Annotated in this window: 20 protein-coding genes; 9 read left to right on the forward strand and 11 right to left on the reverse strand. The window is 67.4% G+C overall.

Features of this window, described 5'->3' with window-relative positions; all coding sequences use genetic code 11:
- Positions 1 to 109: 109 nt before the first annotated feature.
- The 3 genes from ACGFNJ_RS25740 to ACGFNJ_RS25750 are packed head-to-tail and all read left to right on the forward strand — an operon-like array spanning position 110 to position 2961.
- On the forward strand, positions 110 to 673 hold the full coding sequence (locus ACGFNJ_RS25740) for a hypothetical protein (protein WP_393453079.1): 564 nt from the start codon (positions 110 to 112) through the stop codon (positions 671 to 673).
- A gap of 37 nt (positions 674 to 710) precedes the next feature.
- Positions 711 to 2546, forward strand: coding sequence for a type IV secretory system conjugative DNA transfer family protein (locus tag ACGFNJ_RS25745; protein ID WP_393453082.1), 1836 nt, complete (start codon positions 711 to 713; stop codon positions 2544 to 2546).
- 28 nt (positions 2547 to 2574) lie between these two features.
- Positions 2575 to 2961, forward strand: a complete 387-nt coding sequence (locus ACGFNJ_RS25750; RefSeq protein ID WP_069167964.1) for a DUF4913 domain-containing protein — start codon at positions 2575 to 2577, stop codon at positions 2959 to 2961.
- A 1157-nt stretch (positions 2962 to 4118) separates the two neighbouring features.
- On the opposite strand, the gene ACGFNJ_RS25755 is transcribed toward ACGFNJ_RS25750, so the two are convergent.
- The 10 genes from ACGFNJ_RS25755 to ACGFNJ_RS25800 all read right to left on the reverse strand — a co-directional run bounded on the left by ACGFNJ_RS25755 (position 4119) and on the right by ACGFNJ_RS25800 (position 15943).
- Positions 4119 to 5372, reverse strand: coding sequence for an IS30 family transposase (locus ACGFNJ_RS25755; protein ID WP_393453086.1), 1254 nt, complete (start codon positions 5370 to 5372; stop codon positions 4119 to 4121).
- A gap of 512 nt (positions 5373 to 5884) precedes the next feature.
- A complete protein-coding gene (locus ACGFNJ_RS25760) occupies positions 5885 to 6433 on the reverse strand; it encodes a hypothetical protein (RefSeq protein ID WP_069166017.1) in 549 nt (182 codons plus the stop codon).
- A gap of 402 nt (positions 6434 to 6835) precedes the next feature.
- Positions 6836 to 7711, reverse strand: a complete 876-nt coding sequence (locus ACGFNJ_RS25765) for a peptidylprolyl isomerase (protein WP_393453089.1) — start codon at positions 7709 to 7711, stop codon at positions 6836 to 6838.
- A gap of 183 nt (positions 7712 to 7894) precedes the next feature.
- Positions 7895 to 8902, reverse strand: a complete 1008-nt coding sequence (locus ACGFNJ_RS25770; protein ID WP_393453092.1) for a sugar phosphate isomerase/epimerase family protein — start codon at positions 8900 to 8902, stop codon at positions 7895 to 7897.
- A complete protein-coding gene (locus tag ACGFNJ_RS25775) occupies positions 8899 to 10062 on the reverse strand; it encodes a Gfo/Idh/MocA family protein (RefSeq protein WP_393453095.1) in 1164 nt (387 codons plus the stop codon). Before ACGFNJ_RS25775 ends, ACGFNJ_RS25770 begins: the two co-directional genes overlap by 4 nt.
- 14 nt (positions 10063 to 10076) lie before the next feature.
- Positions 10077 to 11123: a substrate-binding domain-containing protein gene (locus ACGFNJ_RS25780; protein ID WP_393453098.1), complete on the reverse strand. Its 1047-nt coding sequence runs from the start codon at positions 11121 to 11123 to the stop codon at positions 10077 to 10079.
- A gap of 40 nt (positions 11124 to 11163) precedes the next feature.
- Positions 11164 to 12198, reverse strand: coding sequence for an ABC transporter permease (locus ACGFNJ_RS25785; RefSeq protein WP_393453101.1), 1035 nt, complete (start codon positions 12196 to 12198; stop codon positions 11164 to 11166).
- Between the two features lie 58 nt (positions 12199 to 12256).
- Positions 12257 to 13756, reverse strand: coding sequence for a sugar ABC transporter ATP-binding protein (locus tag ACGFNJ_RS25790; protein ID WP_393453104.1), 1500 nt, complete (start codon positions 13754 to 13756; stop codon positions 12257 to 12259).
- Positions 13757 to 13779: 23 nt separating this feature from the next.
- On the reverse strand, positions 13780 to 14964 hold the full coding sequence (locus tag ACGFNJ_RS25795) for an ROK family protein (RefSeq protein WP_393453107.1): 1185 nt from the start codon (positions 14962 to 14964) through the stop codon (positions 13780 to 13782).
- A 214-nt stretch (positions 14965 to 15178) separates the two neighbouring features.
- Positions 15179 to 15943, reverse strand: a complete 765-nt coding sequence (locus tag ACGFNJ_RS25800; RefSeq protein WP_393453109.1) for an IclR family transcriptional regulator — start codon at positions 15941 to 15943, stop codon at positions 15179 to 15181.
- A 157-nt stretch (positions 15944 to 16100) separates the two neighbouring features.
- On the opposite strand from ACGFNJ_RS25800, the gene ACGFNJ_RS25805 reads away from it, so the two are divergent.
- Genes ACGFNJ_RS25805 through ACGFNJ_RS25820 form a run of 4 tightly spaced genes read left to right on the forward strand, consistent with a single transcriptional unit; the run spans position 16101 to position 20771 of the window.
- The gene (locus ACGFNJ_RS25805; RefSeq protein WP_393453111.1) at positions 16101 to 16925 is read left to right on the forward strand and encodes a hydroxypyruvate isomerase family protein; all 825 of its coding nucleotides are present in this window, start codon (positions 16101 to 16103) and stop codon (positions 16923 to 16925) included.
- Positions 16926 to 16957: 32 nt separating this feature from the next.
- On the forward strand, positions 16958 to 17848 hold the full coding sequence (locus tag ACGFNJ_RS25810; protein ID WP_393453114.1) for a 2-hydroxy-3-oxopropionate reductase: 891 nt from the start codon (positions 16958 to 16960) through the stop codon (positions 17846 to 17848).
- Positions 17849 to 17850: 2 nt separating this feature from the next.
- Positions 17851 to 19626, forward strand: a complete 1776-nt coding sequence (gcl, locus tag ACGFNJ_RS25815; protein ID WP_393453117.1) for a glyoxylate carboligase — start codon at positions 17851 to 17853, stop codon at positions 19624 to 19626.
- A gap of 8 nt (positions 19627 to 19634) precedes the next feature.
- The gene (locus ACGFNJ_RS25820; protein WP_393453120.1) at positions 19635 to 20771 is read left to right on the forward strand and encodes a glycerate kinase; all 1137 of its coding nucleotides are present in this window, start codon (positions 19635 to 19637) and stop codon (positions 20769 to 20771) included.
- 27 nt (positions 20772 to 20798) lie between these two features.
- Here the strand turns inward: ACGFNJ_RS25820 and ACGFNJ_RS25825 are convergent, their stop codons facing one another.
- Positions 20799 to 21536: an IclR family transcriptional regulator gene (locus tag ACGFNJ_RS25825; RefSeq protein WP_393453123.1), complete on the reverse strand. Its 738-nt coding sequence runs from the start codon at positions 21534 to 21536 to the stop codon at positions 20799 to 20801.
- A gap of 92 nt (positions 21537 to 21628) precedes the next feature.
- Between ACGFNJ_RS25825 and ACGFNJ_RS25830 the strand changes: the two genes are divergently transcribed.
- Positions 21629 to 22795, forward strand: coding sequence for a pyridoxal-phosphate-dependent aminotransferase family protein (locus ACGFNJ_RS25830; RefSeq protein WP_393453126.1), 1167 nt, complete (start codon positions 21629 to 21631; stop codon positions 22793 to 22795).
- Between the two features lie 249 nt (positions 22796 to 23044).
- Positions 23045 to 24514, forward strand: a complete 1470-nt coding sequence (locus tag ACGFNJ_RS25835) for an MFS transporter (RefSeq protein ID WP_393453129.1) — start codon at positions 23045 to 23047, stop codon at positions 24512 to 24514.
- The last annotated feature ends 5 nt before the right edge of the window (positions 24515 to 24519 follow it).

Raw genomic sequence — 24519 nt, forward strand, 5'->3', positions numbered from 1 at the left:
GACCGTGGGACTGCCGAAGTGTCGGTCATTGCGGCTAGCCTGGAATAACACAGCGGCACGCGCGGCGACGGCTCGCCGTGACCACGGAGGGTCCGGGGAGCGCCGCGCGGTGAACAGAGCACAGGTACGCGCGAAACTGGTGGTGATGCTGGTGATGAGCGTCGCGATGCTGAGCGCGGCCTGTGGCCGCGAGGACGGCGTGGGGACGGGATCCGGTGCGGGACAGCCCGCCACGTCTACCACCAGGATGCTCGAAGGTGTCCCCGCCCCCGATCCGGTGACGCCCGACGGTGTCGCGGTGGCCGCGCTGAAGGAGATCTACACCTGGCAGCCCGCCAGCGAGGCCCAAGGCGCGTCGCTGGGGCGGGCCCGGAAGTGGTTGGGCCCCAGCCTGGTCCGCGTCCTCGACGGCCCGCCGACCGGGCTGGAAACGCCGAAGGCCACGCTGCAGTGGGCGGATTGGGCCGCGGCGCAGGCACACGTCGATGCGTTCACCTTCGCGTCGGGGGAGAAGGCGCCTGCCGGCGCCGATCCGAACACCCAGCAGTTCAAGGTCGGCATCGAACAGACCGTGGTCTATCCGAACGGCCGCAAGGAGTCGCTGCCGCCCGCGACGGTCATCGCCACCGTCGTGCGCACGCCCGACGGCTGGCGACTCGACGCGTTCCGCTGAACACCAAGACATTTCCCGCACAGAACAGGAGGCAGACATGGCGAAGAAGGTGGTAAAGGATCCGGCCGCCGTCGGCCCGGACGCGACCATGATCCTGCTCTATGTCGGCTTCGCGGTACTCGGAACACTGTGGGTGGCACTGCATCTCGGCAATGCGCTCGCGGTGACCCCGCAGTCGATCCCGATCAACCCGATCGCCATCGTCGCGGATCTGGCCAGGGGCAAGCTGCAGTGGCCGCGTGCCTCGACGGCGATCGTGCTGCTGGTGATGGTCGCGGTGCTCGCCTACGTGGTGATCCGCAAGCGGCTGAAGAAGCGCAAGACGGTCGGCGTGCTCCCGGTCGACGAGAAGGCCGACGTCATGGGGCAGGGCGCCGCCATCGGGCATCTCACCGCGAAGGGCGTGTACGACAAGGCCATGCAGCTCGGCGTGCGGCTCGGCACCAACGACGTGCCCGGCGTGCCGATCGGCATCGGCATCGCCGACGGCCAGATGCTGTACGGCTCCTACGAGGATCTGCACCTCGACATTTGGGGACCGCGGCAGGGCAAGTCGACGTCACGGGTGATCCCGGCGATCCTCACCGCGATCGGTCCGGTGCTGGCCACCTCCAACAAACGCGACGTGGTCGACGCGACGCGAGATGTCCGCGAGGCCAAGGGAAGTCCCACCTTCGTCTTCGACCCGCAGGGCGTCGCCGGCGAGGAACCGACCTGGTTCTGGGATCCGCTGGCCTGGGTGGACGCGCGGCACGAGGGCTGCGAGATGCGAGCGGCGCGGCTGGCAGGCCACTTCGCCGACGGCGACGACGGCTCCGACGCCAAGACCGACGCGTTCTTCGATCCGGAGGCCGAGGATCTGCTCGCCGGGCTGTTCCTGGCCGCCGCGATCGGTGACCGCAACGGCAGCAGGCCGATCGTGCAGGTGTGGGAATGGGTGACCAACCCGCGCGACACCGAGCCCATCGAGTTGCTGCGCGCGGCCCGCCACCACTACACCGCGTCCGGTCTCGCGTCCCAGTACAACGCCGACGAACGCACCAAGAGTGGCATTTTCGGCACCGCCAAGAAGATGGTCCGCTGCCTCAAGCTGTCCAACGTGCACCCGTGGATCCAGCGCGGCGGCGACCGTCTCCAGTTCGACGAGCGCGCGTTCATCCGCGACAACGGCACCCTGTACAGCCTCTCGCTCGAGGGTCGCGGCTCGGCGGCGCCGCTGGTCAGCGCGCTCACCGAGGCGGTGATCGACGTGGCCATGCGTGAAGCGTCCCGCTCCGCGGGCGGCAGGCTGCCGATCCCGCTGCTCGCGGTGCTCGACGAGGCCGCGAATGTGGTGCGCTGGAAGGATCTGCCCAAGCAGTACAGCCACTTCGGCTCGCGCGGCATCGTCGTGATGACCGTGCTGCAGTCCTGGGCGCAGGGCGTGCGCTGCTGGGGCGAGGCAGGCATGAACGCGCTGTGGGCCGCCGCGAACATCAAGGTGCTCGGCAGCGGCGTCGACGACACGGCCTTCCTGCGCGAGCGCTCGGAGGCCATCGGCGACTACGAAGTCATTTCCGCGTCGGTGTCGGAATCCTCTGGCGGCAAAAGCTATTCGCGTTCGCTGGGGTCGTCGAAGACGTTCAGCGTTCAGGCGCTCGCCCAGCTGCCGCGCGGCCGGGTGATCGTCTTCCCGTCCGGCGCGCCGCCGGTACTGGTTCGGACAGTCCCATGGTGGGAGGGCGAGTACGCTGCCGAAGTGACGAAGTCCATCGCGCATCACGATCCGCAGCGCAAGACGGAAATCGGCGATCTGATGCCCGGTAGGCCTTCGCTGAGCAAGGCAACGCCGCCACCGGAGTACGGACAGGTCGAGGAGGTCAGGCCACTGTGAGGGAGCCGAACGCCAGCGAGGCGATGGCATGACTGAACAGCAGCAGCAACCGATGATCTACTCCAGCGTGGTCGAGTTCGTGGAGAACTACCTGAGCCTGGTGTACCGGCGGCAGGTCACCGATCTCAGCGATACGGTGTGGTGCCCGGAATGGTGGCAGCACGCCGAAGCGATCGCCAGGCTGGACGCGATGTGGCGCGCCTGGGAGCACTTCCGTCTCGACGGCGCAACGGGATTGAGCGTGTGGTTCCTCGATCACGCGGATCCGCACATGGCGCGGCTGTTCGACCCCAAGGGCCCATTCAAGTACTGCAGCGTCCGCAACGGCCACAAGGACATGCTGAGCCCGCTGCCGCTGAAGTCCCCCCAGCACGGGATGTTCGGCGATCCGACAATCGGCGACTTCCGAATGTGAGCTGTTGGGGGAGTGCGGCTGTCGAAGGACGGGCCGAGTGTGGGGATGGGTTGGGCACGGTCGTTGGGCGGTAGTGGAGTGGTTGGCGAGGCTTGTTGACGTGAGAGAAGTGGTGGCTGGGCTCCGTTGACGGGAGTGAAATGGTTGCCGCCCCGTTGAGCGGAGAGAAATGGTTGCTGATCTGCGTTGAGCGGAGTCCTATGGTTGCCGTGCGCCTGAAAACGGCCACCATACGACTCCCGTCAACCTCCCTCGAGATCACTTCCCCGAAAAGATCTTTGAACCGGACCACAGCCAAGCAACCCGGTCTGGAACGAGAGAACCCGCACCTGACAGCGGAGGTCAGCCGGGTACGGCACACGACGCCACCACGCTATCCAGTGCAAACCCCGAGACTGTCCCCGCTCGTCAGGAGACCGTCGAACCCGCGGATAAAACCACCACCCCAAACGCAACACGCCCTACGAAACCCGCACCAACCCCCAAAGCCGCGCCCGCCCGAGACCGCGCCCGCCCGAGACCGCGCCCGCCCGAGACCGCGCCCGCCCGAGACCGCGCCCGCCCGAGACCGCGCGCGTCTGAGACCGCGCGCGTCTGAGACCGCGCGCGTCTGAGACCGCGGCCCACGGGTCGGGTTGGGCTGTGTCCGTGCCGCTTTGGGCTTGGCGAAGGCAGAGCTCCTTCGGGTCCACGGTCTCCTGACGAGTACGGCATCTCAGGGTTTGCACCGGATTAGCGTGGTGGCGTCGCCTGCCGTACCCGGCTGACCTCCGCAGTCGATCACGCGGTCTCTTGTCCCAGCCGGGTTACTTGGCTGTGCTCCCGTTTCGAAACCTTCAAGATCAAAGACTATTTCCCGCATACCTTTTGAGTTCCCGCACACGATATGGCATGCGAAATCGTATGCGGGAAAGCAGAAAGTGTGCGGCTGCGGGGTTTCGCGATCAGAGGCTTTGAATCCGCACCGGTTCTGTGCATCCGCACTCGTTCTGGCAGCCCAGAACGAGTGCGGATGCACAGGAGGGGTGCGGATTTCGGTGTCAGGCCGGGCTGGGCGCGGTTTCCGGTCTCAAGGCACCCCCGATCCCGGCATCTGGGATCGCCCGGGGCGGATTCTGGTCGAGGGGGCACTGGTGGCGGGGGCTACTCGCTTGGGTTCAAGGGGTCGATGCAACAGGGTTGTCGGGGTTTGACAGTAGCTGGTCCAGGACTTGGGCGGGGGTGCGGTAGTTGTAGCGTTTGCGGGGGCGGGTGTTGAGTTGGTTGGCGACCCAGTCGAGGTAGTCGGCGGGGAAGATCGAGAGGTCTTGGCCTTTGGGGAAGTATTGACGGAGAAGGCCGTTGATGTTTTCGTTGCTGCCGCGCTGCCAGGGTGAGTGGGGGTCGCAGAAGTAGATCTCGAGGTCGGTGGCCATGCTGATGCGGGCGTGGTGGGCCATCTCGCTGCCCTGGTCCCAGGTCAGGGAGCGACGCAGCTGGGCCGGTAGCTGACTCATTTTCGCGATCATGGCCTCGGCCACGGTCGCGGCGGTGCGGTCGTGGGGCAGATGCAGCAGCATCACGAAACCGGTACTGCGTTCGACCAGGGTCCCGATCTGGGATGCCTGGTCCTTGCCGATGATCAGATCACCTTCCCAGTGCCCGGCCACGGCTCGGTCCTCGGCCTCGGCGGGCCGGTCGCTGATGGGGACCATCCCAGCGAATTTGGCTCGGCTGCTGCGGGATTCGCCGCTTCGGCGGGGTTTGCGTACCGCCCGCCCGGTGCGCAATGCCGTGGCCAGCTCGCGACGCAGCTCGCCACGGCCCTGCACATACAGGGCCTTGTAGATCGTTTCGTGTGACACCCGCATCTCCGGTCGGTCGGGGAATTCCGCACGCAGCCACCCAGCGATCTGCTCGGGACTGTGACGCAGGCTCAACCGTTGCTGCACCAATTCCCGCAAGACCGGGTCCCCTGCCAGCTTCCCACCGCGGGCCCGCCGCGCGCGTTGCTCACTGCGTTGCTGGGCCAGGCTAGCCCGATACCTCATCACCGCCTCGTTGCCCCGCTGCCCGGCACCGATGCGATAGCGGCGCCGATACCGCCCGACACTGCCCTTGCCGCCACCGTTGTTGGCGATCTCGCGCATCACCGTCGACGGTGAGCGGCCCAACCGCCGGGCCATCGAATTGATCGACTCCCCAACCACCACACCAGCCGCGATCTCTTCGCGCTCAACCACACTCAGCCGCGGACGCCGCCGCGGGCCTGGGACCGGAAACTCAGGACGCAACCCACCCGAGGCGGCCACCCACCGCCCCGCCTGCACCGCAGACACCCCACACACAGCACCGGCCTCCGCGACCGACACACCACCACCAACAAGATCCCAGAACCGACGCATGACAGACCTCAACGGCAAATGACTCATCAACACTCCAGATCAGAAGTGTTGCATCCACCACTTGAATCCACCTCGGCCGATGCCGCCACCAGTGCCCCGTGATCAACCGACCAACTCCGGAACCGGCACGGATTCTGGGTTGTGTGGCCGTCGCCTGGGTTCGTACGTCAAGAGGTCTACTCCCCGCTGGGCGACATCTGCACGTACAGCGTGAAAAGTAAACGCCCGCTTGGTAAGCGGGCTTCGTGCTGAGGGGGCTCTCACGGCGGGGGCTTCTCGGCCGATACCGCCATCAGTGCCTCGTGATCAATCGACCAACTCGGCAGGGCTAGCCACAGGTACCGGCCTAGAGGGTTCATGATCAAAGACTCTGTCCCGCACACTTTCTGTCTTCCCGCACAGCGAATCGCTGACGAAATCGTGTGCGCGAAGACAGAAGGTGTGCGGCTGCGGGGTTTCGCGACTCCGGAGAGGTCGAAGGAGCAGGCGAAAAGTAAACGCCCGCTTGGGGAAGCGGGCGTTTGGGTGTCCGGTGTGCGTCAGCGAGTGCGTTCGAGTCCGCGGGATTCTTGCTCGCGAGCCCTTGTCACGGCGGGTGCCTCTTCGGGACGAGTGCGTACCGCCTCGATCGGGGGCTGCGCCTGGCCTACTTCGATCAGCATCCGCACCGCGGCGAGTTCCGGCGCCACGCCCATCTTCGCAAGATGGGCGGCGATCGCCATCCGTCGTTCGGGGGAGTCGTACTGCAGCACCGGCTTTGCGTGCGCGGCGGCGATACCTGCCATCCTGGTCGCCTCGGCCTGCGCGGTGAAGCGATCCTTCTCCAGCGACACGCCGCGCTCGGGGATCGGTCGTTCGATCATCCGGGCGAGTTCGGTGTTGCGCGGGTCCTTGGACTTCGCGTCGCGGGCCTCGCGGACTTGCATCTCGCGGGCCTCTTTCATGCGAGCTTCGGTCACCTTGACGCGCGCTTCGGCTTCTTTTTGACCACGCTCGCGGGTCCGCAGTGCGACCAACGTCGCAAGCTGCAACATTGTCCTCATCATGGCCGCTGTCTCGCGGCCGATGTCGTCCAGTTCCTCGGACATGGCTGCTCCCCGATGCTGCAGTGATCACTATGGATGTTGTGGTGCTTCGTCAACGACACCGCCACGCGAACTGTAGTCCGTGGACGCTGTCCCGGCTGCAAACTTGGACACCGAGAGAACTCGTTGCGTGGCGTGCCTTGCTCGAGGGTCACTCGAGCGAAGGGGTTACTACGCTACGGGAACTCCTTGTTTCGAGGTTACCCGAGAAAGGCTCGGCGCAACCGTACGGCCGTGCCGCTTATCAGCATATATCGCACATTTCCGACAGGCTGAGGAACGCGCCGGAGGATCTCCGGTCTGAGCCAACCCTAACCGGACGATTAGGCGCACCTAACCTCATTGCGACACGTGTCGGGCCCGGACCGAAAAATCGGTGCCGGGCCCGACTCGGGCGCGCGCTGGTCAGTCGATCCGAACCGACTGGATGGTCACCGGCTCCTTCGGCTTGCCGTCGCCGGGGCCGTTCGAGTCGTCCTGGCCACCCTTGGCGATCTTGTCCAGGGTGCCGAGCGAGTTCTCGTCGACGTTGCCGAAGATGGTGTAGTTCGGCGGCAGCTGCGAATCGCCGTAGACGATGAAGAACTGGCTGCCGTTGGTGCCCGGACCCGCGTTGGCCATGGCGAGCACGCCACGCTTGTAGGCGATGGCGGTCTGCGCGGACTTCGGATCGTTCGGGTCGATCTGATCGGTCGGGTACTCGTTGTCGAACGCGTACCCGGGGCCACCCATGCCGGTGCCGGTCGGGTCACCGCACTGCAGCACCTTCAGGCCCTCGCTGGCGGTCATCCGGTGGCAGCTGGTGCCGTCGAAGAACTTCTGCGCCGCCAGGCTGACGAAACTGTTCACCGTGCAGGGTGATTCGGCGTTGTTGAGGGTCAGGCCGATCGGGCCCTGACTGGTCTCCATGCTGACGCTGACCTTCGCGTCGGCGCCCGTGGTCGGGATGCCTTCGGCCTTCGTCGGCTTGGTGACCGGCTTGTCGGCGGGCTTCTCGCTGTCCTTGTAGACGCAGTTGACCTGTGCGGGCTTGGCCTTCGCCGCGGGCGCCGCCGCGACGGAGGGGGTGCTGCTCGACTGGGTCGCGTCCTTGGCCTCGGCCTTGTCGTCGCCGCGTGTGAGGAAGTACACGCCGGTCACCGCCGCGACCACGACAATGACCCCGAGCACTGACCCGGCGATCGTGAGTTGCTTGCGCCTGCGTGCGCGCTCGGCCCGGTTGGCGAGCTGGCGCTCCAACTTGCGTTTCGCCGCTGCTCGCCGCTGTTCGTTGCTCGGCACTACCACGTTCCTCCCGTGTCCGGTTGTTACGGCTTAGTAGTGTGCCATTTATTCCTGAGACTGCCCGACACTTCCTGAGAGCGGTGCGCCTCACACTCCCGGCAGGACTGTGTCAGCCGGGAACCGGCGCGGTCAGTGATCGGGTCTGCTGTGGTGTTGCCGCGGCACACCGGACGACTGTGGTCAGTGATCGGTGTTGAACGCGGCGTCGAACGCGGTGGCGGGTGGGGTGAGGGCGTTGCGGGCGCGGACGAACGCGAGGGCTTCCGGGGCGCCTGCGAGGCGGTCCATGCCCGCGTCCTCCCATTCGATCGAGATCGGGCCGGTGTAGTTGATCGTGTTGAGGGCGCGGAAACAGTCTTCCCACGGCACGTCGCCGCGACCGGTGGAGACGAAGTCCCAGCCGCGCCGCGGATCGCCCCATGGCAGATGTGAGGAGAGGCGGCCACGGCGGCCGTCGTTGCGGCGGATGCGGGTGTCCTTGCAGTCCACGTGGTAGATCCGGTCGGCGAAGTCGAGGATGAAGGCGACCGGATCGAGGTCTTGCCAGAGGAAATGGGAAGGGTCCCAGTTCAATCCGAAGGCGAAGCGGTGGTCGACGGCGGCCAGGGCCCGCACGGTGGTCCAATAGTCGTAGGCGATTTCGCTGGGATGGACCTCGTGCGCGAAGCGGACCCCTTCGGCGTCGAAGACGTCCAGGATCGGATTCCAGCGGTCCGCGAAGTCCTGATAGCCGCGTTCGATGGTCGCGGGCGGCACGGGCGGGAACATCGCGACGGTGTGCCAGATGCTGGATCCGGTGAAGCCGACGACGGTCTGCACGCCGAGTTGTGCGGCGGCCCGTGCGGTGTCGGCCATCTCGGCCGCGGCGCGTCGCCGTACCCCCTCCGGCTCGCCGTCGCCCCAAATACGTTGCGGCACAATAGCTCGATGACGCTCGTCGATCGGGTGATCGCAGACGGCCTGGCCGACGAGGTGGTTGGACAGTGCGAAGACCTGGAGGCCGTAGCGCTCCAGGGTTTTCCGCTTGAGCGCCGAGTAGCCTGGATTGGCGAGTGCCTTGTCCACCTCGAAATGGTCGCCAGAGCAGGCGATTTCGAGTCCGTCGTAGCCCCAGTCCGCGGCTAGGCGGCACACCTCGTCGAAGGGCAGGTCGGCCCACTGGCCGGTGAACAGCGTGATCGGTCTCATGGTTGTGCTCCTGCGATAGCGGTCCAGCGGCCTGCGTCGGCCGCGCTCACCTCGACGGCGTCGAGCACCCGCTGCACCGCGAGCCCGTCGGCGAAACTCGGGCTCGGGTCTTTGCCCGCCGCGATCGCGATGACCAGATCGGCGACCTCGTTGGTGAAGGTGTGGTCGTAGCCGAGCCCGTGCCCGGCGGGCCACCAGGCGCCGGTGTAGGGGTGCTGTGGCTCGGTCACCAGGATGCGGCGGAAGCCCGCGGTCTGCGATTCTTCGGTGTGATCGTGGAACCACAGCTCGTTCATCGCCTCCAGGTCGAAGGCGAGGCTGCCGTGAGTTCCGTTGAGCTCGAGGCGAAGTGCGTTCTTGCGCCCGGCGGCCACCCTGCTCGCCTCGAAGGAGGCGAGGCCGCCCCCGGAGAGCCGCCCGAGGAACAGCGCGGCGTCGTCGACAGTGACCGCGCCGTGGCCTGGTCCGTCCGGCAGTGGACGTTCGGTGACGAAGGTGTCCAGCAGTGCCGACACTCCGGTCACTGCCTCGCCGGTGACGAACTGGGTGGCGTCGATGATGTGCGCGCCGATATCGCCGAGTGCCCCCGAGCCTGCCCGGCGCCGATCGAGCCGCCAGCTGAGCGGTGCATCGGGATCGGCGAGCCAATCCTGGAGATACACCGCGCGCACATGCCGGATGGTGCCGATTCGCCCCTGCGCGACCAGGTTTCGCGCCAGCGCGAGTGCAGGCACCCGCCGGTAGCTGAAGCCCACCATCGAGCGCACTCCACGCACAGCGGCCTGCTCGGCTGCGGCGGCCATCGCCTCGGCCTCCGCGACGGTGTTGGCCATCGGCTTCTCGCACAGCACATGTTTGCCCGCATCCAGTGCGGCGATGGCGATTTCGGCGTGGCTGTCGCCGGGGGTGCAGATATCGATGAGATCGACATCGTCGCGCTCGAGCAACTTTCGCCAATCGTCCACGCTGCTCGCCCAGCCGAGCCGTCCGGCGGCGGTGGCGGCCTTGTCCGCGTCGCGGCCCGCGAGCGCGACCGGCACCGGGCGCCACGGCAGGTCGAAGAACGCGTCGACACTGCGCCAGGCATGCGAGTGCGCACGACCCATGAAGGCGTGGCCGACCAGCGCGATGCCGAGGGTGCGGCGGTCTGTCGAGGTCATCGTGCTCCGATCGGTCAGTAGCCGTTCGCCAGGTACTGCGCGGCGTTGTCCTTGGTGACGACCGCGGAGAACGTCGTGATCTTCGCGGGCACATCGTGTTCGGCGAGATCGCCGAGTGCTCTGCGCTGTCCGAGCAGCCGGGCGAGTGCGACCGCGGAGGAGGCCATGGCGGGGCTGTAGAGCACGGTCGCCTGCAGTGGCGAACTGCCGGACTGGATCTCCTTCATGGCCTGTGCCGAGCCGCCACCGCCGACCATCACGAACTCGCCGGCTCGGTTGGCCTGCTTGATCGCAGCGAGTACGCCGATGCCCTGATCGTCGTCGTGGTTCCACATCGCGTCGATCTTGCGGGTCGCCTGCAGCATCTGGCTGGCGACCTGCTGACCGCCCGCGGCGGTGAAGTCGGTGGATTGCCGTGCGGTGACACGCATTCCGGCGGCGGTGAGGGCGTCGTGGAAGCCTTTGCTGCGCTCCTGAGTGAGCTGGAGGTTGTCGATCCCGGCCACCTCGACGATCACCGGGTCGGCGACGCCTGCGTCCTTCATCTTGCGGACGATGAAATTGCCCGCGTTGACGCCCATTCCGTAGTTGTCGCCGCCGACCCAGGTGCGGTACGCCAGCGCCGAGGCGAAGACCCGATCGAGGTTGATCACCGGAATGCCCGCGGCCATGGCATTTTTCGCGATCTCGGTGAGCGCGTTGCCGTCGAACGGCAGGATCACCAGCACGTCGGCCTTCTGGTTGATCATCGTCTGCACCTGCTCGATCTGGCGGGCCACATCGTTGGTGCCCTCGGTGACGTTGAGCGTCACGTCGGTGAATTTCTCCGCCTGGGCCCGCGCATTGCGGGTGATCGCCGCGGTCCAGCCGTGGTCTGCGGCTGGCGCGGAAAACCCCACGCGCACTTGCTGTCCGGCCGCGGCGTTGTCGCCGGTGCTGCCGGCCACCTGGGTGCCCGAGCTGGTGTCGTTGGACGTGCAGGCGGCCGCGAGGACGCCTGCGCCCGCGGCGAGACCGGTCAGCAGGATGCCGCGGCGGGGGAGGGAGGTTGTGGTGCTCATGGTGTTCCTAGAGGAGTGCGAGGTGGATAGGCACTGGGGATCAGGTGAGGGTCGGCACCGCGCGGGCGCGGCCGAACCGCTGGAACAGCAGGACCGCGACGATGATGGCGCCCTTGCCGATTGCTTGGATGGGTTGTTCGAGGTTGTTGAGGATGAACAGGTCCTCGATCACGGTGAAGACGAGCACACCGAGGATCGAGCCGGTGATGGTGCCGAAGCCGCCGCTGAGCAGCGTCCCGCCGATGACCACCGCTGCGATCGCGTCCAGTTCGTAGAGCTGGCCGTTGGTGCTGGTGCCGGTGGTGGTTTGGGCGGTGAGCATGATGGCGGCGATACCGCAGCACAACCCGGACACCGCGTACAGCAGCAGAGTGTGCCGCCGGACGTCGATGCCCGCCAGCCGCGCCGCCTCCGGATTGCCGCCGACCGCCGCGCTGCGGCGTCCGAAGGTGGTGCGTTCCAACACGATCCAGCCGATCGCCACGACCACGAGGAACAGGTAGACCAGCAGTGGGATGCCGAGCACCCGCTCTTGCGCGAGCGCGAGCAGATCGGTGGTGACGAGCTGGGATTGCCGCCCGGAGATCTGTTCGGCCAGCCCGCGCGCGGCCACCATCATGGCGAGCGTGACGATGAACGGCACCAACCGGCCGTAGGCGATGAGCGCCCCGTTCACCAGGCCGCAGCACAGGCCGACGAGCAACGCACTGAGCACCATGCCGCCGACGCCGTAGGACTGGGTGGCGGTGGTGGTGCACCAGACCGAGGCCAGCGCGATGATCGCGCCGACGGACAGGTCGATGCCGCCGCCGATGATCACGAACGTCATGCCGACGGTGACCACGCCGATCACCGAGGCCAGGGTCAGGATGGTGATCATGTTGCTGGCGCTGAGAAAGTCCTCGCCCTTCGTGAGGGCGCCGACGAGCAGCAGCGCGAGCAGCGCGACGATCAGGGTGAGGTGTTTGCGGAGCTCGCCGACCGACCTGCGTCGGGCTCGCGCCGTCCGGCCGGGTGGATCACCTTCGGCCGCAAGCGGTTTCGCCTCCGCGTGCACGGTGTGACGCTCACTCACGACTACACCTCGCTGCCGTTCGGCTCAGTCGTGGGTAAACCGCCTTCGGTTCGCTCACTCACAGCGCACTTCCTTCCATGATCATCGCGACGATGTCCTGCTCGGTGAGGTCGGCCGCGGGCGCGGTGTGGATGATCTCGCCGTCGCGCAGCACGAGCACCCGGTCGGCCAGGCCGAGTAGTTCCGGCAGGTCACTGGACACCATCAGCACCGCGACTCCGCGCTCGGCGAGCCTGCGGACCTGCGCGTACACGTCGGCACGCGCGCCGACGTCGACGCCGCGGGTCGGTTCGTCGAGTAGGAGCACCCGGCAGTCGTCGAGCAGCCAGCGGGCCAGCACCACCTTCTGCTGATTGCCGCCGGACAGCCCGCGCACCGGATAGTCGGGGTCGGCCGGGCGGACGCCGACCCGGGCGAGCAAGTCGCCGGTGTCGGCACGCTGCCTGCGGCGATCGAACCAGCCGAACCGCGAGTAGCGCGGCAACGATGCGGCAGAAACGTTGCGGCCCACCGATTCCAGCAGAAACAGCCCTTGCGATTTGCGCTCCTCGGGCGCCATGCCGAGCCCGGCAGCTACCGCGGCGGTGGTGCTGCCCGGCCGGATTCGGCGGCCGTCGACCAGGATCTGCCCCGCCGACGGACGCCGAGCGCCGTAGATCGTTTCCAAGACCTCCGACCGGCCCGCGCCGACCAGCCCGGCGAGGCCGACGATCTCCCCGGCATGGACGGTGAACGAGAGGTTGTGGAATCGGCCTGCCAGACCGAGTTCGGCTACCCGCAGCACCTCGGTGTCGCTGTGCGCGGGTGCTTGGTGCGCGAGCGCAGCCACCGCGCCGTTGCCGGTCATCAGCGCGACGATCTGTGCGGTTCCGGTGGTCCGTGCAGGCAGCCCGGCGGCGACGGTGCGGCCGTCCTTCAAAACGGTGATCCGGTCGCCGATGGCGCGGATCTCGTCGAGGCGATGCGAGATGTACACGACCGCAACACCATCCGCGCGCAGCTGGTCGATGATGCGGAACAGGTTGGCCACCTCGTCGTTGCCGAGCGCGGCCGACGGCTCGTCCATCACGATGAGGCGTGCGTTGTAGGACAGCGCTCGCGCCATGCTGACCACCTGCTTGGCGGCCGCGGGCAGCGTGCCGACGAGCGTTTCGGGGCGTAATTCCCCGTGGCCGAGGCGCTCGAGCAGCGCGGTGGCGGCGCGGGCGGTCGATACCCGACGAGTGAATCCGGCGCGGGCGTGTTCGTGGCCGAGGAAGATGTTTTCCGCGATGTCGAGCCCGTCGCACAGATCCAATTCCTGGTAGATCGTGGCGATGCCGAGCCTGGTCGCCGCGGCGGGACCGGACAGGCGCACGGGCTTGCCCTGCCAGCTCAACTCGCCCGCATCCGGATAATCCGCTCCGGCAAGGATTTTGATCAACGTCGACTTGCCTGCCCCGTTCTGGCCGAGCAGGCAGTGCACCTCGCCCGCGCGGACCTCGAGGTCGACGTGGTCGAGGGCGCGCACACCGGGGAAGTCCTTGACGATGCCTCGCATGGTCAGCACGGTGTTCATGGGCGGCTCCTTGCCCCGGGTCGTCAGGCGACGCTGAAGATGTGGTCGCTGATGAGTCGTGCGGCGCCGATCACCCCGCCGAGCTCGCCGAGTTCGGAGAGCACGATCGGTAGGTTGCCGGTGGCCAGCGGCAGCGAGCGGCGATAGACCACGCTGCGGATCTCGGCGAGCAGCGGGTGCCCGAATCCGGTGAGCCCGCCCGCGATCACGACGAGGCCGGGGTTGAAGAAGCTGACCAACCCGGCCAGCGCTGTACCCAGGTGCGTGCCCGCCTCGCGAATCATGGCCACTGCCACCGGATCTCCGGCCGCGGCGGCATCGGCGAGGTCCGTCGCCGTCAGTGCGCCCGCGGTGGCGAGGCGGTTGGCGAGGAACGGCGATCGCCCTGCCCGCGCCGCGGCCTCCCTGGCCAGCGCCGCGCCGCCCGCGTAGGCCTCCAGGCAGCCGCTGTTGCCGCAGGCGCAGACCGGTCCGTCGTCGGTGATCCGGAGATGACCGATATCGCCTGCGCTACCGGAGGCGCCGCGGTAGATGCCGCCGTCGACGACGATGCCGCACCCGATTCCGGTGCCCGCCTTGACAAGCAGGAAGTCCGCCACCGAATGCGCCGAGCCTGCCTGCATTTCGCCGAGCGCGAGGATGTTCACATCGTTGTCGACCAGCACCGGGCAGCCGAGTTCCTGCGCGATCACCTCGCGCACCGGAAACCGGTGCCAGCCAGGCATTATCGGCGGTGCGACCGGCATCCCCTCGCGGAAGCTGACCGGCCCAGGCACGCCGACGCCCGCGCCGTGCAACCGGCCTGCCATCCGTTCGTCCGTACGGAGTTTGCCGAGCAGATCCAGCGCCCGTTCCAGCACGGCCGCCGGCCCCTGCCGGATATCGCACGGCTCCGAAAGCTGTCCGAGCACCCGCAATTCGCCGTCGGTCACCGCGACATCGATCGAGGTGGCCCCGATATCGATGGCGGCGAAGCGCAGACCCGACGCGAGGGTGGCGATCGCCGAGCGACGGCCGCCACTGGATGCCGCAAGCCCGCCCGCTTCGACGAGCCCGAGTGCGGCAAGCCGATCGAGTTCCACCGCGAGCTTGGATCTGGACAACTCCATGGGATGCGCCAGCTCCGACCGCGATTGCGGTCCCCGGTCGCGCAGCAGCCGCAAAAGCCTTGCCTGGTGGGCGTTCTCGGGCCGGGCCGCAATCCGCATCAGTTGCTTCTTTCTCACTACTGAGCAGATTCAACCGCACTTTGTCGCCCACTGTCTGCGCTTTCGGTGAAATCGATCCAAGTTTGTTCTCTTGAAGGACAAAGTAAGGCAGTGGTCGATGCTGGTGGTGCCGATTCGGATCGGCCGCCGCATGGCCGGATCTGGCCAGCAGAGTCGGAGGGGTCGGCGCGGTGAGCCGCTGAGTTGTCCCTGGTCAGCGGAGGTCGGCGGCGAGCGCGAGGCTCACCTCGGTGAGCAGTGGTGCGGCGCGGTTGATCAGCTCGTCGGTCATCCGGCCTGCCGGGCCCGAGATGGAGATGGCAAGGGGGGCTGGGGCTTCGGGGACCGCGACGGCGATGCAGCGGACGCCGAGTTCTTGTTCGCCGTCGTCGATGGCGTAACCGTCGCGGGCGGCCGCTTCGAGTTGCCTGGCGAATTCGTCAGGGGCGGTGATGGTGTGTTCGGTGTAGCGCGGCATGCCGGTGCGCTGCAACAGGTCTCGGGTGCGCTCGGGCGGCAGGTCGGCGAGCAGTGCCTTGCCGACCGCGGTGCAGTGCGGCAGGACGCGGCGGCCGACCTCGGTGAACATGCGCATGGAGTGGCGGGACGGGACCTGGGCGACATAGACGATCTGGTCGCCGTCGAGCATGGCCATGTTGGCGGATTCGCCGAGCTCGTCGACCAGGCGCGTCAGGTGTGGGCGGGCCCGGACGCCGAGCAGGTGCGCGGAGCTTTCCCCGAGCTTGATCAGCTTCGGGCCGAGCACGTACTGGCGCGACGGTTCCTGGCGGAGGTAGCCGAGGTCGACGAGCGTGCGAACCAGCCGGTGGATGGTGGGCAGCGGCAGGCCGGAGGCGGTGGCGAGTTGCGAGAGGCCCATCGTGCCTCCCTCGTCCGCCATCGTCTCGAGCAGGCCGAATGCGCGTTCGATGGACTGGACGCCGCCTGCGCGGCCCTTGGTTTCGTTCGCTGCGGGCACTGGCTCGCCTTCTCCCTGTTTCCGGATGGTGGAAGTTTACCGGTCGATTCGGCGGAGTCGGACACCTGTGCGTCCTTGACCCGGTCACGGCGGGGCTCCTATCCTGTTCCATATAACGAAATCTAGTTTCCGTATTGTGGAATTCCTGGAGGATCCTATGAGCCATTCGCTGCGCTACGAGGTCAACTGCTCGCTGCTGTTCACCGAGGTGCCGCTGCTCGAACGCCCGGCGGCGGCGCGGACGGCGGGCTTCGACGCCGTCGAGTTCTGGTGGCCGTTCGACAGCGCGGTGCCCGGTGACAAGGGGGTGGACGCCTTCGTGGCCGCGGTCGAGAACGCCGGAGTGTCGTTGGTCGGCTTGAACTTCGCCGCGGGGGACATGCCTGGCGGTGATCGCGGCCTGGTGTCGTGGCCGGCTCGGTCGGCGGAGTTCCGCGACAACATCGACGTCACCCTCGGGATCGGCGAGCGGCTCGGTTGCCGAATGTTCAACGCGCTCTACGGCAATCGGCTCGACGGAGTGGCCGCGGCAGCGCAGGACGAGGTGGCGATCGACAACCTCGGTCGCGCCGCGAAAGCCGCATCCCGCCTCGGCGGCACCGTGCTCGTCGAGCCGGTGAGCGGCGCGGACCGGTACCCGTTGCGCACCGCTGCCGAGGCGCTCGCGGTGGTCGAGCGGGTGCAGAACGCCACGGGCGCAACGAATATCGGGCTGCTGGCGGACCTGTATCACCTGGCGGTCAACGGTGACGACGTCGACAAGGTCATCGCCGAGCACACCGAACGGATCGCGCACGTACAGATCGCCGACAACCCGGGCAGGCATGAACCGGGCAGTGGCGAGCTGCCGTTGTCGCGGCAGCTGACCGAACTCGAGATGCGCGGCTATCGCGGCTGGGTCGGCTTGGAATACAAGCCGAGTGGCGCGAGCGCGGACAGCTTCGACTGGCTGCCGCGCGAGCGCCGCGCCTCGACCACCTAACCGACTGCTACGCACAGATATTCAAGGAAGACATGACTGACATAGCTTTCATCGGACTCGGCATCATGGGCAGCCCGATGGCCGTCCACCTGGCCAACGCGGGCCATCGCGTCACCGGATACAACCGCACCGGCAGCAAGACCGCCCCGCTCGTCGCGGCGGGCGGGCGTGCGGCAGGCTCGATCGCCGAGGCGGTCGGTGGCGCCGAGGTGATCTGCGTGATGGTGCCCGACTCACCCGATGTCGAGGAGGTGCTCACGGGCGCGAAGGGCGTGTTCGACAGCGCCGCGCCCGGCGCCCTCGTCATCGACTTCTCCAGCATCCGGCCGGATGTTGCCGTCGAACTCGCGAAACAGGCTGCGGACCAGGGCTTCCGACTGCTCGACGCGCCCGTCTCCGGCGGTGAAGCGGGGGCGGTGCAGGCGGCACTGTCCATCATGGTCGGTGGTGCCGCCGCGGACTTCGCCGCGGCCAGGCCGATTCTCGATGTCGTCGGGAAAACCGTTGTGCACGTGGGCCCCAGCGGCTCCGGGCAGACCGTCAAGGCGGCCAACCAGCTGATCGTCGCCGCGAACATCCAGGCACTCGCGGAGGCGGTGGTGTTCCTCGAGGCGTACGGGGTCGACACGGCCGCGGCGCTGCGGGTGCTCGGTGGTGGGCTGGCCGGATCGGCGGTGCTCGAGCAGAAGCAGGACAAGATGGTGTCCCGTGCGTTCGCGCCGGGTTTCCGGATCGACCTGCACCACAAGGACATGGGCATCGTGACGGCAGCGGCCCGCGAGGCCGGGGTGGTGGTGCCGCTCGGCGCACTGGTCGCCCAGCTGATGGCCGCCGCGAAGGCGAACGGTGACGGCGGGCTCGACCACAGTGCACTGCTGCGCGGTGTGCTGCGGCTGAGCGGGCGTGCGGACGAGGAGGATTGACGATGACGCGCATGCGTACCGTGGATGCCGCGGTCTTGATACTCGAAAAAGAAGGCGCTACCCAGGCTTTCGGGTTGCCTGGCGCCGCCATCAACCCGTTCTACAGCGCGATGCGGGCACACGGCGGAATTCGGCATGTGCTGGCCCGTCATGTGGAGGCCGCTTCGCATATGGCCGAGGGGTTCACGCGGGCCGCGGCGGGCAATATCGGTGTGTGCATCGGCACCTCCGGACCTGCAGGGACGGACATGATCACCGGGTTGTATTCGGCCAGTGCGGATTCGATTCCGATTCTCTGCATCACCGGGCAGGCCCCGGTCGCGAAGCTGCACAAGGAAGACTTCCAGGCCGTCGACATCTCCTCGATCGCCGCGCCCGTGGCGAAATGGGCAGTGACCGTGCTCGAGCCCGCGCAGGTGCCTGGGACATTTCAGAAGGCGTTCCGGCTGATGCGCGAGGGCAGGCCCGGTCCGGTGCTGATCGATCTGCCGATCGATGTGCAGTTGGCCGAGATCGAGTTCGATATCGAGACTTACGAACCGCTAGTTGTGCATCGCCCGGCCGCGACCCGTGCGCAGGCCGAGAAGGCTATTGCGATGTTGAATGCTGCCGAGCGCCCGCTGATCGTTGCGGGTGGCGGCATCGTCAATGCCGATGCCGCGCGACTGCTCGTCGAGTTCGCTGAGCTGACCGGTGTTCCGGTGGTGCCGACGTTGATGGGGTGGGGCACCATTCCCGATGACCACCGGTTGCATGCGGGGATGGTGGGTTTGCAGACCTCGCACCGGTACGGCAATGCGACGCTGCTGGATTCGGACTTCGTGCTCGGCATCGGTAACCGGTGGGCGAATCGGCACACCGGGGGCGTCGAGACCTACACCAAGGACCGCACTTTCGTGCATGTGGACATCGAGCCGACGCAGATCGGCCGGGTGTTCGCGCCGGACTTCGGCATCACCTCCGACGCGGGGGCGGCGTTGCGCGCATTCCTCGAGGTCGCTGGGGCGAAGGCGGCCGCAGGCGAACTGGCCGACCGCAGCGGGTGGGCGGCGCAGGTGCGGGCGCGAAAGCAGCAGGGACAGCGCAAAACTCACTTCGACGACGTGCCGATCAAACCGCAGCGCGTCTACGAGGAGATGAACCGGGCGTTCGGACCCGACATCCGCTATGTCAGCACGATCGGGCTGTCCCAGATCCAAGCGGCCCAGCTGCTGCACGTCTACAAGCCACGCCACTGGATCAACGCGGGCCAAGCAGGCCCACTCGGCTGGACCCTGCCCGCCGCGCTCGGCGTCGCGACCGCGGACCCCGACGCGACGGTTGTCGCGCTCTCGGGTGACTACGATTTCCAGTTCCTGATCGAGGAATTGGCGGTCGGCGCGCAGTTCAACATCCCGTACATCCATGTCGTGGTCAACAACTCCTACCTGGGCCTGATCCGGCAGGCGCAGCGGCAGTTCGGCATGGACTATTATGTGCAGCTCGACTTCGACAACATCAACAGCCCCGAGGTCGGCGGCTACGGTGTCGACCACCTGAAGGTCGCAGAGGGGCTCGGCTGCAAAGCGATTCGCGTCTTCGAACCGGGTGACCTGGCCCAGGCGTTCGACGATGCGAAGAAGCTCCTCGTCGAACACCGGGTGCCCGTGGTCGTCGAGGTCATTCTGGAGCGGGTCACCAACGTGTCCATGGGCATCGAGATCGACAACATCATCGAGTTCGAACCGCTCGCGGAGACCGCCGCGGACGCGCCGACCGCGATCGCGCTGCTGGATTGACGCGCGCGATGGCTCGGGTGCTGATCGCCGTCGACAAGTTCAAGGGTTCGCTGACCGCGGCGCAGGTGGGCGCCGCGGTCGCGGAAGGCATTCGGCAGGCTCGACCACGTACGTCGGTCTCGGTCGTGCCGATTGCCGACGGTGGTGACGGGACGGTGGCCGCCGCGCTGGCCGCCGGATTCGCGGCGATGCTGGTGATCGCCACCGGTCCGACCGGCGAGCGGGTCGCCACCAGGTACGCGCGGCGCGGCGACACTGCCGTGGTGGAACTGGCGGACGTCTGCGGCCTCGCGCGGCTGCCCGGCGGACAGCTCGCACCGATGACGGCCACCAGTCGCGGTGTGGGCGAGGTGATCACCGCAGCGATCGGTGCGGGCTGCACGCGGGTCGTGCTCGGCCTCGGCGGCAGCGCGAGCACCGATGGCGGTGCCGGGTTGTTGCAGGCACTCGGCGCTCGACTACGAGACGCCGACGGTGTCGAGATCGGTCACGGCGGCGCCGGTGTGGCGGCGGTGGCCACCGTCGATCTCACGCTGTTGCGCGAGCGGATGGCGGGTATCCACGTGACCGTCGCCGCCGACGTGGACAACCCGCTGACCGGCACGCGTGGTGCCGCAACGGTTTACGGCCCGCAGAAGGGTGCAGACGACACTCAGGTGGCCACGCTCGATGCCGCGCTCACCCGGTGGGCCGACCTGGTCGCCACCACCGTCGGCGCTGATTGCCGCGACGTGCCGGGCGCGGGCGCGGCCGGGGGAGTGGGCTTCGCGGCCGTCGCGGTGCTGAACGCGGTTACGGCTCCCGGCATCGATCTGGTGCTGGACCTGGCGGATTTCGGTGCGCACCTTGCCGATACGGATCTGATCGTGACCGGCGAAGGCACCCTCGACGAGCAGACGTTGCACGGTAAGGCGCCCGCGGGCGTCGCCGCGGCGGCCAGCGGTATCCCGGTGGTCGCGGTATGCGGCCGGAACACGTTGCCTGCCCACCGACTTCGATCCGCCGGTATCGAGGCCGCTTATGCGCTGCTCTCGATCGAGCCCGACGTGCAGCGCTGCTTCACCGATGCCGAGGCGCTGTTGACCCGGCTCGGTGCGCACATCGCCGAGCAGCATCTCCCTGCCGAGGCCGGGGTGATCGGCTGAACACCGCTGTCCGGCACTAGCTACCGATCAACCGAGCCGCTCGGCCAGCGTCCGCGCGGCCTCGCTCACCGCCGCGCCGAAGACGGGCTCGGACTCCGCGGTGAGCCGGTTGATCGGGATGTTCACGCTGAGGCTCGCGATCGGCTTCTCGTGCCCGCCGAGCACGACCGCGGCCACCGCTCCGACGTCGGAGCGCCATTCGCCGTTGTTGACGGCGAAGCCGCGGGCGCGGATCGTGGCCAGTTCGGCGCGCAGGTCGTCCGGGTCGGTGATGGTCCGGTCGGTGTAGCGCGGAAGCTCCTCGGCCAGTAGGAGTTTCAGCACCTCCGGGCTGCTGTTGGCCAGCACCGTCTTGCCGTTGGCCGACGCGTGCATCGGAAGGGAGTGTCCGAGCGCCATATTGGTGCGCACCGGCTTGTCGGTCTCCAAGCGCTCGATGAGCACCATCTTGCCGTCCTCGGGGATCGTCAAGTGGATGGTCTCCCCGGTGTGCCGTCGCAGGTCCTCCATGATCGGCAGAGCCGTGCCGCGCAGGCCGAGGTCGCCGCCCGCGCTGCTGCCCACCGCGAGCGCCTTCGTGGTGAGCACCCATTTCGTCACCTCACCTGCGGCGGGACGGATCCAGCCTGCGGTGTCGAGCGTGACCAGCACCCGCTGCACCGAGCTCTTGGGCATGTCGAGCACCCGGGACAACTCGCCGACGCCGATCGGCTGCCGCACCGCGACCTCTTCGAGCACGCGCAGGGTGTTCAGGACATTTCGCAAGGTCTTGACTCCTTCATCGCACATCCCTACCCTTGCTGCACCTTCTCACGGCACAGTGTGCCATATCACGGCACAGAACGGAAATTGATCTGATGACCGCACGCAGTGGACGGCATTTTCTGCAGATCCCCGGCCCGACCAACGTCCCCGATCGGGTGCTGCACGCCATCGCGCAACCCACCATCGACCATCGCGGACCCGACTTCGCCGAGCTCACCCTCGACGTGCTCACCCGCCTGAAACCGGTGTTCGGCACCGGCGGCCCGGTGATCGTCTACCCCTCGTCCGGCACCGGCGCCTGGGAGGCGGCGCTGGTCAACACCCTCTCGCCCGGCGATCGGGTATTGGCCTTCGAGACCGGTCATTTCGCAAGCCTGTGGCGTGCGATGGCCGAAAAGCTCGGACTGATCGTCGATTTCGTGCCCGGTGATTGGCGTCGCGGCGTCGACCCTGCGGTCGTCGCGGAGCGGCTGGCCGCCGACAAGGCGCACGGCATCGCGGCGGTCATGGTGGTGCACAACGAGACCTCGACCGGTGTCACCAGCCGGATACCGGAGATCAGGGCGGCGATCGACGACGCGGATCATCCCGCGTTGCTGCTGGTCGACACCATCTCGTCGCTGGGGTCGATCGACTACCGGCACGACGACTGGGGCGTCGATGTGACGATCGGCTGCTCACAGAAGGGACTGATGCTGCCGCCCGGCCTCGGCTTCAACGCGCTGAGCGACAAGGCGCTCGCGGCCGCACCGCAGGCGAAATTGCCCAAGTCCTACTGGGATTGGACGCCCATCCTCGAGGCCAACGCGGACGGTTACTACCCGTACACCCCCGCGACCAACCTGCTCTACGGCCTGCGCGAGGCCCTGCTCATGCTCGAGGAAGAGGGGCTGCGCAACGTATTCGCCAGGCACACCAGGCATGCCGAGGCCGCCAGGGCAGCGGTGCGCGGCTGGGGACTCGAGGTGCTCTGCGTCAACGAGCGCGAATACTCCGGTGCGCTGACCGCCGTGCTGCTCGGCGCGGAACACGACGCGGACAAGGTGCGGCGAATCATCCTGGACCGCTTCGACATGTCGCTCGGCACCGGCCTCGGCAGGCTCGCCGGGCGGGTATTCCGGATCGGCCACCTCGGCGATCTCAACGATCTCACGCTGGCGGGGACCCTCGCAGGCGTGCAGATGGGATTGGAGCTGGCCGGGGTCACCGTCGACCCCGCGGGCACGCAGGCCGCCCTAGAGGTACTGCGCACCGCATGAAATACCGCCCGGCGCAGCGTCTTCTGAGGAAGGCGCGTCGGCTGGGCCTCGCACCATCATTTTCGCTCACTGCAGGGCACGCCGTCGGCTCACGGCGTGGACCTCGAGTTCGGCCGCACGACACCGGCCTCCTGATCTCGACTCCTCGATGCTCCGCCCCGAGTGATTCTCCCCAAACGCTCTGTCCCGAGCGGGGATTCCCCTTCGCCGGTGCGTTTTCGCGCCGGTCACCTACGAGGAGGTAGGTCGTTGTCCGAACGCACTTCCCGAGTCCAGCGTCTGTCCGAAATGAAGCGGTGGACCTATATCTTGCCGGTCGTCGTCTTCATCTACGTCATCTGTTATATCGACCGCACCAACATCAGTTTCGCGCTGCCGCACCTGGAAAGCGACATGGGGCTCAGCAAGGCGCAGCAGGGCCTGGCGAGCGGCATCTTCTTCTGGGGTTATCTGCTGCTGCAGATCCCCGGTGGCTACATGGCGGAAAGGTGGAGTGCCAGAAAGTGGATCGCGATCCTGATGGTGCTGTGGAGCGCGGCGGCGATGGCAGCGGGCTTCACCGATACCGTCGGTCAACTCCTGCTCGCCAGGTTCCTGCTCGGCGTTGCCGAGGGCGGCGTGCAGCCCGCGTTGATGGCGACCATCCGGGCCTGGTTCCCGTTCGCCGAACGCGGCAGGGCGTACGCGATTTTCAAGCTGTACACGCCGATCGCGGCCATCGTCGCCGCGCCGTTCTCCGGCGTCATCCTGACGTATTTCGACTGGCGGTGGATGTTCATCATTCAGGGTGGCGCGCCGCTGATCGTCGGGCTCATCGCGTGGCTCGCGGTGATTCGGGACACGCCGGCCAAGGCGGGGTGGTTGTCGGCTAATGAACGGAATTACATCGAGCGTTCGCGGCTCGAAGAGGGTGAGCCGCTTGTCCATCGCGGAACCTTCAAGGCGGCGTTCAAGAGTCGTATCGTGTGGCACTTCGCGCTCATCTACACCCTCACCCAGATGGGATTGCTCGGCCTCACCCTGTGGTTGCCGAGCGTGCTCAAGAAGGCCTTCCACACCGATATGAAGGTCGGGCTCGTCGCGATGCTGCCGCAGCTCGCGGCGGGGGCCGCGATCATTCTGGTCGGGCGTTCGGCGGACAAGCGTGGCGGGCACGTCGCGCACATGGCGCTGGTGCTCGGCTCGGCGGCGATCATTCTCGGTGGCGCGAGCCTGATCTCGGCAGATCAGAAGTGGTTGGTGCTCGGGGCGATGATCCTGGGCACGGCGGCGTCGATCGCCTGGTACGGGCCGTTCTGGGCGACGGTCACCAAGCTGGTCCCCGTTGCCGCGGCCGGTGCGGGGTTGGGGCTGATCAACGGCGTCGGCAACCTGGGCAGCTTCTTCGGGCCGTACGTCGGTGGCTGGCTCAGCGACCTCAGCGGCGGTGGATATGCGCTCACCCAAGCGTTTTTCGGTGGGGTGTTCGCGGTGGCGGGTCTGCTGGTGTTGACGTTGCGGAAGCAGCTGCGCGCGGCGACCGCGGTGGCTCCTGCTGTGCCGCTGCGGGAATCCGGTGCGGCAGCGGATTCGGCTGAGCCGGAGGAGCTTCCGGTGGCGCAGCCCACTTCGCCGATGGGGCAGCCGGCGGTGGTGTCGGATTCTACTGGCCCCGTGGGGCAAACCGCGCCAGTGGATAGACCCGTCGGCCAAACGGCGCCCGCGGTGGTGCCGAAGTAGCCCTC

The organism is Nocardia sp. NPDC049149, from assembly GCF_043197455.1.
In the GTDB taxonomy this organism is placed as follows: Bacteria; Actinomycetota; Actinomycetes; order Mycobacteriales; family Mycobacteriaceae; genus Nocardia.